General features: G+C 73.2%; 11 protein-coding genes and 1 pseudogene. 5 read left to right on the forward strand and 7 right to left on the reverse strand.

The window, feature by feature from the left end; translation table 11 throughout:
- Positions 1-1,149: glycoside hydrolase family 3 N-terminal domain-containing protein (locus AB0M52_RS24360; RefSeq protein ID WP_363957862.1), on the reverse strand; the 1,149-nt coding region annotated here is incomplete at its 3' end.
- 143 nt (positions 1,150-1,292) lie between these two features.
- Between AB0M52_RS24360 and AB0M52_RS24365 the strand changes: the two genes are divergently transcribed.
- Positions 1,293-2,468 (forward strand): ROK family transcriptional regulator, encoded by a 1,176-nt coding sequence (locus AB0M52_RS24365; RefSeq protein ID WP_363957864.1) that lies wholly within the window; start codon positions 1,293-1,295, stop codon positions 2,466-2,468.
- Positions 2,469-2,595: 127 nt separating this feature from the next.
- Here the strand turns inward: AB0M52_RS24365 and AB0M52_RS24370 are convergent, their stop codons facing one another.
- Positions 2,596-3,606, reverse strand: a complete 1,011-nt coding sequence (locus AB0M52_RS24370; protein ID WP_363957867.1) for an ABC transporter permease subunit — start codon at positions 3,604-3,606, stop codon at positions 2,596-2,598.
- Positions 3,603-4,613 carry an ATP-binding cassette domain-containing protein gene (locus tag AB0M52_RS24375; protein ID WP_363957870.1) on the reverse strand — a complete coding sequence of 337 codons (1,011 nt, stop codon included), beginning with the start codon at positions 4,611-4,613 and terminating at the stop codon, positions 3,603-3,605. Before AB0M52_RS24375 ends, AB0M52_RS24370 begins: the two co-directional genes overlap by 4 nt.
- Positions 4,614-4,744: 131 nt before the next feature.
- Here AB0M52_RS24375 and AB0M52_RS24380 point away from each other — a divergent pair, with 131 nt between their 5' ends.
- Both AB0M52_RS24380 and AB0M52_RS24385 read left to right on the forward strand, forming a co-directional pair.
- On the forward strand, positions 4,745-5,587 hold the full coding sequence (locus tag AB0M52_RS24380) for an ABC transporter ATP-binding protein (protein ID WP_363957873.1): 843 nt from the start codon (positions 4,745-4,747) through the stop codon (positions 5,585-5,587).
- 79 nt (positions 5,588-5,666) lie between these two features.
- On the forward strand, positions 5,667-6,566 hold the full coding sequence (locus AB0M52_RS24385; protein WP_363957876.1) for a ribokinase: 900 nt from the start codon (positions 5,667-5,669) through the stop codon (positions 6,564-6,566).
- A 5-nt stretch (positions 6,567-6,571) separates the two neighbouring features.
- On the opposite strand, the pseudogene AB0M52_RS24390 reads toward AB0M52_RS24385, so the two are convergent.
- The 4 genes and pseudogenes from AB0M52_RS24390 to AB0M52_RS24405 form a co-directional block, all read right to left on the reverse strand.
- Positions 6,572-6,721: pseudogene (locus AB0M52_RS24390) on the reverse strand (AraC family transcriptional regulator); the annotation flags it as partial.
- Position 6,722: 1 nt separating this feature from the next.
- Positions 6,723-7,520, reverse strand: coding sequence for a hypothetical protein (locus tag AB0M52_RS24395; protein ID WP_363957879.1), 798 nt, complete (start codon positions 7,518-7,520; stop codon positions 6,723-6,725).
- Between the two features lie 45 nt (positions 7,521-7,565).
- The gene (locus AB0M52_RS24400; RefSeq protein ID WP_363957882.1) at positions 7,566-8,048 is read right to left on the reverse strand and encodes a DUF6232 family protein; all 483 of its coding nucleotides are present in this window, start codon (positions 8,046-8,048) and stop codon (positions 7,566-7,568) included.
- Between the two features lie 104 nt (positions 8,049-8,152).
- Entirely contained in the window at positions 8,153-8,620 is a 468-nt protein-coding gene (locus AB0M52_RS24405) for a DUF6232 family protein (RefSeq protein WP_363957885.1), read from the reverse strand.
- Positions 8,621-8,719: 99 nt separating this feature from the next.
- Between AB0M52_RS24405 and AB0M52_RS24410 the strand changes: the two genes are divergently transcribed.
- Positions 8,720-9,493, forward strand: a complete 774-nt coding sequence (locus AB0M52_RS24410) for an enoyl-CoA hydratase-related protein (RefSeq protein ID WP_111212511.1) — start codon at positions 8,720-8,722, stop codon at positions 9,491-9,493.
- A gap of 83 nt (positions 9,494-9,576) precedes the next feature.
- Positions 9,577-9,998 (forward strand): thiamine pyrophosphate-binding protein (locus AB0M52_RS24415; protein ID WP_363957888.1); only part of this gene is annotated, 422 nt, incomplete at its 3' end.

The following is a 9,998-nucleotide window of genomic DNA, read 5'->3' on the forward strand; positions in this document are numbered from 1 at the left end:
CCACGGCACCCGGCCCTCGGCGATGGTGGACGCGGCGTGCAACTGCACCACCAGCGGGTGGTCCAGGCCGGCCAGTACGCCCTCCACCCGTACCGCGCGGCGGGCCGCCGCGTACCCCAGATCAGAGGGGGCGGCGGTGGTCGTGCCGGCGGTCCGGGTCCAGGCGGCGAGTTCGGCGGCGCGGCCGGCCGCCTGCTCGACGCGGGCTCGCGCCAGCCGGCCGTCGCCGAGCGCGGCCACAATCTCGGCGGCCACCCGTTCGACCAGGCCGGCGTCGACCTTGGCGCCGATGCAGAGCAGGTCCGCGCCGGCGGCCAGGGCCCGCACGGCACCGGGTGCGATTCCGCCGGCGGCGAGCGCGGCGCCCTTCATCTCCAGCGCGTCGGTGACCACGGCGCCGGTGAAGCCGTACTCGTCGCGCAGCAGGTCCACCAGCACGGTGCGGCTGAATGTGGCCGGCCCGTCGCCGGTCAGCGCGGGTACCCGGATGTGCGCGGTCATCACCGCCTTCGCTCCGGCGGCGATCACCGCGGCGAACGGCGGCAGGTCGCGCTGGCGCAGCACGTCGGGCGATACGTCCACGGTGGGCAGTTCGTAATGTGAGTCAGCTACCGTGGCGCCGTGGCCGGGGAAGTGCTTGGCGCAGGCGGCCACCCCGGCGGCTTGGAGGCCGGCGGTGGCGGCGGCGGAGTGTGCGGCTACCCTGACCGGCTCGGCGCCGAACGACCGGGTGCCGATGACCGGGTTGTCGTCGGCGCTGTTGACGTCGACGGTGGGTGCCAGGTTGACGCTGATGCCGAGGGCGGCCAGTTCGGCGCCGATGGCCTGGTAGACCCGGCGGGTGAGCGCCACGTCGCCGATCGCGCCGAGCGCGGCGTTGCCCGGGTACGGGCTGCCGGTGGCGTGCGCCAGCCGGGTCACGTCGCCGCCCTCCTCGTCGATGGCGATCAGCACGTCGGCCCGGCCGGCACGCAGCGCGGCCGTGCTGGCTGCCACCTGGTCGGGCCGGTGGATGTTCGTGCCGAACAGGGTGTGCCCGGCCAGCCCGTCGGCGACCAGGTCGACCGCCCAGTCGGGCGGGACCGGTCCCGGGTACGCGGCCAGCAGCGTGCCCAGCGCGAGCCGGCGAAGTCCTGGATCCAGCCCCACGTGATCTCTCCTCTCGGTGCCGGCCGGCGCGGAGGTCGTACCGGGTCGGCGGAGAGCCGCGCTCCCACCCGGCCGATACGCTACGGCTACCCGTTCGCAGGTCGGTTTACAGTTAGCAAAGTTTACTAAAACGAGGACATGGCATGAGTGCGACCCGGCTCCCCGGCACCCCACGGCTGTTGCGGGCCCTCAACGACCGCGCGGCGTTGGAGCTGCTGCTGGAGCAGGGCCCGCTGACCCGCGCCCGGATCGGCGAGCTGACCGGCCTGTCCAAGGTCACCGCCTCGCAGTTGGTCGAGCGGCTGGAGGAGCGCGGGCTGGTCACCCGGGTCGGTGAGCAGGCCGGTGGGCGGGGGCCGAACGCACAGCTCTACGCGGTGCGGCCGGGCAGCGCGTACGTGGTCGGGGTGGACGTCGGTCCGGAGCGGGTGGTGGCCGCCTGCGCCGACATCACCGGTGCGGTGATCGGTCGGGTGGAGCAGTCCACCCGGGACACCGACGACCCGGTGGGCGTGGTGCACAACGCCGTGGTCCAGGCGGCCAGCAGCGCCGGAGCGCAGCTGTCGAGCGTACGCCGGATCGTGCTGGGCACCCCCGGCCTGGTCGACCCGGGCACCGGTGACATCACCTTCGCGTTCAACCTGCCCCGCTGGCACCGGGGCCTGCTCGCCGCGCTCCGCGACGACCTGGACACCCCGGTGGTCTTCGAGAACGACGTCAACCTCGCCGCGGTGGCCGAGGCGCAGTCCGGCGCGGCCCGGGGGCTGTCCGACTTCGTGCTGGTCTGGGTCGGCGCCGGGGTCGGCCTGGCCATCGTGCTGGGTGGGCGGCTGCACCATGGCAGCAGCGGCGCCGCCGGCGAGATCGGCTACCTGCCGGTCCCCGGCGCGACCATCCCGCGCGACGTCTCCCGGCGGGCCAAGCCGGCCTTCCAGCAACTGGCCGGCGCCGACGCGATCCGGGCCCTGGCCCGCGAGCACGGCTACCCGGACGGCGTCGCCGCCGACGCGGTGCGGGCGGCGATCGCCGACGGCACCGCCGGTGGGCCGATGCTCGACGAGGTGGCCCGCCGGCTCGCCCTCGGCGTGGCGAGCACCTGTGTGGTGCTGGACCCGCCGCTGGTGGTTCTCGCCGGCGAGGTCGGCCAGGCCGGCGGTGCGGCATTGGCCGAGCGGGTGCAGCACGAGGTCGCCGCGATCACGCTGGTGCGGCCCCGGGTGGTGCCCACCGGGCTGACCGAGGAGCCGATCCTGCACGGGGCGCTGCGCACCGCGCTGGACGCCGTCCGGAACGAGGTCTTCGGCTCCACGGTCGGCTGAGCCGCTCCGCACCTGCGGCCCGGCCGCCGTGCCCCGTCCGGCCGCGTCGCCGTCCATGTGAAGAAATTCTTCACCACCGCCAGGGGGCGCGGCAAGCCTTTGCCGCGCCCCGGGACCTGTGCCAGGGTCAGATAAGGTCGCGACGCCGGAACAGGGCGAAGGCCGCAGCGGTGAGCCCGGCGGTGAGCAGCAGCAGGACGGCGAGCGCCGGCCCCCAGGTCAGTGTGTAGTTGCCGTTGCAGTAGCCGTAGCCCGCGCAGGGGGTGCTGTCCCAGAAAGTGATCTCCCCGGCCAGCCACGCGCCGACGTAACTGGCGAGCATCAGCTGGTCCGGTCGGGCCACCTCCAGGATCTGCAGCACGATCCGGCCACCCAGCTCCCACAGCACCAGGTAGGCGGCCACCGCGCCGAGCGCCGCCGAGGTGTGCCGACCGATCGTGGCGATGGCGAAGCCGGCCGCCGTGACCAGCAGCACCAGCACGAGACCGCGACCCCAGATGGCGCCCAACGACGCCCAGAACGCCGCGTTCGTCGGGCCGGGGTAACCGGCGACCTGGGCGATGACCCAGAAGGTGACGAGATAGGCGGCCGAGGCGATCAGCGACAAGCCCAGCACCGCCCCGAGCAGGGTGCCGACCTTGGCGCCCAGCACGGTCAGCCGGCGCGGTCGCCACAGCAGCAGGTTGACCACCCCGCCGGAGTTCAGGTCGGCGCCGATGTAGGACGCCCCGACCAGGAAGCCGAACAGCATCAGGAACGCCACCAGGAAGTACAGCAGCGGTTCGGCCTGCCGGGTGAAGGTGAACACCCCGGTCAGGTAGTCGGCGGTCACCGGCAGGCGATCGCGCAGCGCCGGATCCAGCTGGCTGCAGTCGTCCGGCAAATAGGTGAAGTCGTCGGCGGTGCGCGGTACATCGCCCCGATCCCGGGCCAGGCACCGTCCGTGCTCCAGCTCCATGCTGCGCCGGTCGGCGGCGGCCTGGCGTTGCGCCTCGGTCAGCTCGACGGCGGTGGGCTGATGCGAACTGGCCAGCGTGGTCGCCGCCGTCACCCCGAACGCCAGCACCAGCAGCACGACCATGAGCCGTACAAAGCGGCGGGCGCCCAGCCGCTCCACCTCGGCACGGATCAGGTTCATGCGTCCACTCCCCGGCTGTCGAGGTCGATCACCCGGTCGGCGGCCGGGTCATGGTGCGGTGCCGAGCCGTCCACCTGCCGGGGCACCCCCGGCTGTGCCGGGGCGGCGGTCAGCTCCAGGAAGACGCTCTCCAGATCCGGCCGCAGCGGGGTCAGCTCGCGTACCCAGACACCCTGCTCGCCCAGCGTCCGGCTGACCGTGGCCGGATCCGGCACGCCACTCACCACCAGGTGGTCGGCGTGCCCGGTCACCGTCAGCCCGGCGGCCAGCAGCAGCTCCTCGGCCCGGGTGAGGTCGTCGACGCGGACCAGGCACTCGTCGCGGTCGAAACCGGCCAGCACCTCGTCCACCCGGCCGGCCGCCACCCGCCGGCCGCGCGAGATGATCGTGACGTGGTCGCAGATCAGCTGGATCTCGGCCAGGATGTGGCTGGACACCAGAACGGTCACCCCGTTGGCGGCCAGCGCGCGCGTCAGGTCCCGCATCTCCCGGATGCCCGCCGGGTCCAGCCCGTTGGCCGGCTCGTCCAGGATCAGCAGCTCGGGACGCTTGAGCAGGGCCGAGGCCACCGCCAGGCGCTGCTTCATGCCCAGCGAGTAGCCCTTGACCCGCTCGTGGCCCCGATCGTGCAGACCGACCTGCTCCAGCACCTCGTCGACCCGGGTGACCGGCACGCCACCGGCCAGGGCGAGCAGCCGCAGCGTCCGGTACGCGGTGAAGTTGCCGAAGAACTGCGGGCTCTCCACGATCGCGCCCACCCGGCCGGCGACCTGCGGCAGCTGCTCCGGGGCGCTGGCACCGAGCACCCTCATCCGCCCGTCGTCGGCGCGTACCAGCCCGAGCAGCGCCCGCAGCGTGGTCGTCTTGCCCGATCCGTTCGGCCCCAGGAACCCGTGCACCTGGCCGGCCTCGACCAGCAGGTCGAACCCGTCGACGGCAACCCGCCGACCTCGGCGCACGCTGTGGAAGGTCTTGCGGAGACCCTCGATCTCGATGACCCCGCTCACGCGGATGGTTCCCGACGACGACTGGGCATGGACCGTCCTCCGGATGGGGTGAGCAATGACACGGCGCCTCACCCTACGGCCGCAGCGCCCGCCCGTGGGGGCGGCACGGCGCTGCGTGGTTGGATGGGCGGGTGACTGGTGACCTGATCCCCGGCGCAGGCAGCGCCGCACCCGCCCCCTCACCCGTGGACGCGGATCTGGTGGTCAGCCTCGACGGCGTCGGCGTACGCCGGTCCGGCACCGCCCTGCTGCACGGTGTGGACTGGCGGGTGGAGTTGGACGAACGCTGGGTGGTGCTGGGGCCCAACGGCGCCGGCAAGACCACCCTGCTCAACCTCGCGGCCGGGCGGCTGCACCCGACCACCGGCACCGCACACGTGCTGGGCGAACGGATCGGTCGCACCGACATCACGGAGCTGCGTACCCGCATCGGCCTGTCCACCGCCGCGCTCGCCGAGCGGCTGCCCGCCGAGGAGCGGGTCCGCGACGTGGTGATGACCGCGGCCTGGTCGGTGGTCGGGCGCTGGCGGGAGAGCTACGACTCCGCCGACGAGGCCCGCGCCCGGGCGCTGCTCGACCAGCTCGGTGTCGGCACGCTGGCCGACCGGACGTACGGCACCCTGTCGGAGGGCGAGCGCAAGCGGGTGCAGATCGCCCGCGCGCTGATGACCGACCCGGAGCTGCTGCTGCTCGACGAGCCGGCGGCCGGACTGGACCTGGGCGGCCGGGAGGAGCTGGTGGCCCGCCTCGCCGAGCTGGCCCAGGACCCGGACGCCCCGGCGCTGGTGCTGGTCACCCATCACGTCGAGGAGATCCCGCCCGGCTTCACCCACGCGTTGCTGCTGCGAGACGGCGCGGTGATGGCGCAGGGCCTGTTGCGCGACACGCTCACCGCCGACAACCTGACCAAGACCTTCGGCCTGCCGTTGCTGGTAGAACGCAACGGCGAGCGCTACACCGCCCGCGCCGCCTGAGGCGAAAGGAAGGGCCCCTTCTTAACGCCTCCGGTAGAGCACGGGCCCCCTATTAACAACGCAGCCGCAGGAGGCCGCCGTGCGACAGACCCGGGTCGTCGTGGTGGGTAGCGCGAACATGGACCTGGTCGGCACCGCCCCGGCGCTGCCCCGGCCGGGGGAGACGATGCTCGGCACCGACTTCGTCACCGTGCCCGGCGGCAAGGGGGCCAACCAGGCCATCGCCGCGGCCCGGGCGGGCGCTGCCTGCGCCTTCCTCGGCGCGATCGGCTCGGACTCGTTCGGCGTGACCCTGCGGGCCCGGATCACCGCCGCCGGCGTCGACACCAGCCAGCTGCGCACCACCTACGGCGATTCGGGTGTGGCCCTGGTGATGGTCAACGCCGAGGGTGAGAACGCGATCCTGGTGACTCCGGGCGCGAACGCCTCGCTGACCGCGCTCACCGAGACCGAGCTGGCGGTCGTACGCGACGCCGACGTCATGGTCGCGCAGCTGGAGGTCCCGGTCGGGACGGTGACCGAGGCGGCGGTGGCCGCCCGGGCAGCCGGCACCCGGGTGGTGCTCAACGCGGCACCGGCCATCCCGGTCCCGCCGGAGCTGTTTGCCGCCGTGGACCTGCTGGTGGTCAACGAGAACGAGGCGCAGGCGTACACCGGCCGCGGTCGGGAGGACCCGCACGCCCTGCTCGACCTGGTGCCCCGGGCCGTACTGACCCTCGGCGCGCAGGGCGCCTGGTACGGCGACCGGGACGGCACCGCCGTGCATATCCCCGCCGTCAAGGTGGACACGGTCGACTCGACCGCCGCCGGGGACGCGTTCACCGGCGCGCTCGCCGTGGCCTGGGGTGAGGGCCGGGACCTGGTCGACTCGGTGCGCTGGGCCGCGGCGGCCGGTGCGGCCTGCGTCCGTCGGCTCGGCGCGAGCGTGTCACTGCCGCGCCGGGTCGAGATCGACCAGCTGTACGTGCCGGCAACCTGACCCGCTCAACCAGCGGGCGCCGCGGGTCGGGGGCCGCCGGCCCGGAACGCCCGGCGGTAGGCCGACGGTGAGGTCCGCATCGCCCGAGCGAAGTGGTGGCGGTACGTCACAGCGGTGTCGAAGCCGACCGCCTCCGCGATCTGTGCGACCGGCGCGTCAGCCGGCCTCGTCGCTCAGCTTCTCGCCCCGGCGGCGCAGCATCGCCAGGCCGGGAATGCCGGCGACGGCGAGCTTGAGATCCCGGGTCACGTCGAGCAGATCGTGCAGGTCCGGGCCGACCCGGTCCAGAGTGGCCAGGATCGGCAGGATGTCCGAGGTGAGATGGGACCGGAGCTTCGGCAACTCGTCGATCAACCGCACCGCGGCCACCACCTCCTCGTGACTGAGCTGCTCGACGAAGTGGTTGGCCATCGGGGCGGCCCGCCGCAGCGCCGGCTCGTACGCGGCCAGCAGTTCTGCGGCGGTGGCCGCCGCCTCGGCCGCCACGCCCACCGTGCCGGCCGCCCGGCCGGCCACCGACTCCGCCACGCCCACCACGCCCGCCGCCCGGTCGGCCACGGACTCCGCCGTGTCGACCACGCCCGCCACGGCCCGGGCCACCTGGTCGGCCTGGGCGACCACCGCCCCGGCGGCGGCCGACACCTGCTCGGCCTCGCCGACCACCACTGCCGCCGCCGCGGCGACCTTGGTGGCGTTGTCCACGGCGGCGGTGGCGGCGGCGCTGATCACCGCCACCTCGCGGACCGCGCCCTCGGCGTCGGTGAGCATCCGGTCGGTGCGGTCGAGGGTCTGCTCGACCCGGTCCACCACCCCGTTGATCCGGGCCAGCAGCGCCTCCACCCCGTCCAGCACGGCGAACGCGCGGGCCGGGATCGCGGCGAAGGAGGTGGCCTGGTCGAGGGCGGAACGGGTGAGGTCGACGACCGAGGCCGGCCGGGGCAGAGGGATTGGCATGGGATCAAGTGTGCGTCGGGCGGGCTCGGTCCGCCGGGCGGCCGGTCACCAGTGGTCGCCCTGCTGTTCCACGGCCCGCTGCACCGCCCGGTAGATCTGCCCGAAGCGCAGCGCGTCCGGGGTGCGCAGCACCAGCACCTCCTGCCGCTGGTACTGCACCCACAACTCGTGCACCCGGTTGCCGCGCTCGTACGAGCGGTCCAGCCAGCCGAGCGGGATCTCCAGGAACGGCACCAGCGCCAGCGCGATGACCACGCAGGCGGTGAGCACGACCAGCGCCGGCACCCACTCGCCCCGGTCCTGGGCCGACCAGGCCAGCGAGAGTACGCAGATCAGCCCGACCAGCGGCGGCAGGGAGAGCAGCAGGACCAGCACGCCCCGGCCGAGCACGCGGCCCCGTACGGCCAGCGTCGTGCGCCCCTTCGCGTGCCAGACGTACGTGACCTCGCTGATCGGGATGACGTGCCCAGCAGCCCGGATCGACTCCGAGGTCACCTGCACCGCGTCGTCCCGGTAATAGAGCGCCATCACTAAGCCTAACCACCTTCGGGCAACCTTTGGCTGTCACCCGGGCGGCGCGGTTAATAGGGGGCCCTTCCTATGCCGCAGGCGTTAATAAGGGGCCCTTCCTTTCACCTGGGCGAGGGGTGGTGTGCCTCCATGGCCCGTTGCACGGCGCGGTAGATCTGCCCGAAGCGCAGCGCGTCCGGCGTACGCAGCAGCCGTACCGGGTGGCCGCGCCAGCGGATCCAGACCTCCCGCTGGCGGCTGCCCCGGGCGTACGAGCGGTCGAAGTACTCGAAGAGCTGGTCGGCGATCGGCCCGGCGGCCAACCCGATCAGCACGGAGCCACCGATGATGGCGACGGTGACGGTCGCCGATCCGTCGATCCAGACGCCGATCGCGATGCCGATGACGGCGGCGACCAGCGGGCCGATCATCGCCGCGCCGAGCGCGCCCCGACCGGCCAGCACCCGCCATGACCGGCTGCCCCGGTGATGCCAGACCTCGGTGATCTCGGCAAGCGGGTAGGCGTCGCCGTTGACGGTGACGGCGGTCGAGGTGACCTGTACGGATCTGTCGTCGTAGTACGTGACCATCGCGGGAACTCCGGGTGGCGGGACTGGCAGCCAGACTACGTGGCGAACAAGGTGGGTCGTAAGGTTGGACGCGACTTCGACGAGGAAGTGAGGGTCAGCGTGGGCGAGTTCGTGCGGCTGGAGACCAAGGACGGCATCGGCACCATCCGGCTGGAGCGGCCACCGATGAACGCCCTCAATACCCAGGTGCAGGAGGAGTTGCGGGCCGCCGCGACGGCCGCCACCGCCGACCCGGAGGTCCGCGCGGTCATCGTGTACGGCGGGGAGAAGGTCTTCGCGGCCGGCGCGGACATCAAGGAGATGGCCGACATGTCCTACGTGGACATGGCCGAGCGGGCCGCCGACCTGTCCAGCGCGCTCGGCGCGATCGCCCGGATCCCCAAGCCGGTGGTCGCCGCGATCACCGGCTACGCCCTCGGCGGCGGCTGCGAGCTGGCACTGGCCTGTGACTGGCGGGTGGTGGCCGAGGACGCCAAGCTCGGCCAGCCCGAGATCAAGCTCGGCATCATCCCGGGCGCCGGCGGCACCCAGCGGCTGGCCCGGCTGGTCGGACCGGCCCGCGCCAAGGACCTGATCATGTCCGGCCGGATGGTCGACGCGCAGGAGGCGCTGCGGATCGGCCTGGCCGACCGGGTCGCCCCGGCCGCCGAGGTCTACGACACCGCAGTGGCGCTGGTACGGCCGTACCTCAACGGGCCGGTACAGGCGCTGCGCGCGGCGAAGCTCGCCGTCGACGGCGGCCTGGACATGGACCTGAACTCCGGTCTGGCCTGGGAGAGCCAGCTCTTCGCGGCGCTGTTCGCCACCGACGACCGGCGCGAGGGGATGGCGGCGTTCGTGGCGAAGCGCAAGCCGGACTTCACCGGCCGCTGAGCGCGAGGGCGGTTCACATTCCTCCTACCGGCCAGTAGCGTGTGACTCCGGTCAGGCGACGACGGCGACGAGAGGGAGCGGCGATGACGGAGCGGATCGAAGGCCACGGCGGGGAACTCGCCCTTGCGGCGCTGCGCGCGTACGGGGTGCGGGAGATGTTCACCCTCTCCGGCGGGCACGTGTTCCCGCTCTACGACGCCGCGCACAAGACCGACTTCCCGATCTACGACGTGCGGCACGAGCAGTCCGCCGTTTTCGCCGCCGAGGCGGTGGCCAAGCTCCAGCGCCGCCCCGGTCTGGCCGTGCTCACCGCCGGCCCCGGTGTCACCAACGGCATCTCCGGGCTGACCAGCGCGTACTTCAACGCCTCGCCGGTGTTGGTGCTGGGTGGGCGGGCCCCGCAGTTCCGCTGGGGTTCGGGCAGCCTCCAGGAGATGGACCACCTGCCGCTGGTCGCCCCGGTCACCAAGCACGCCGAGACCGTGTTCAGCGCCGATGACATCCC

Origin of the sequence: Micromonospora sp. NPDC051296 (assembly GCF_040682255.1) — a bacterium.
Lineage (GTDB): Bacteria > Actinomycetota > Actinomycetes > Mycobacteriales > Micromonosporaceae > Micromonospora > Micromonospora craterilacus.

Excerpts from the sequence above, each read along its gene's own strand:
- AB0M52_RS24400 (WP_363957882.1), bottom strand. The coding sequence starts at position 8,048 with ATGGCGCTCTATTACCGGGACGACGCGGTGCAGGTGACCTCGGAGTCG.
- AB0M52_RS24370 (WP_363957867.1), bottom strand. The coding sequence starts at position 3,606 with ATGAACCTGATCCGTGCCGAGGTGGAGCGGCTGGGCGCCCGCCGCTTT.
- AB0M52_RS24365 (WP_363957864.1), top strand. The coding sequence starts at position 1,293 with ATGAGTGCGACCCGGCTCCCCGGCACCCCACGGCTGTTGCGGGCCCTC.
- AB0M52_RS24395 (WP_363957879.1), bottom strand. The coding sequence starts at position 7,520 with ATGCCAATCCCTCTGCCCCGGCCGGCCTCGGTCGTCGACCTCACCCGT.
- AB0M52_RS24405 (WP_363957885.1), bottom strand. The coding sequence starts at position 8,620 with ATGGTCACGTACTACGACGACAGATCCGTACAGGTCACCTCGACCGCC.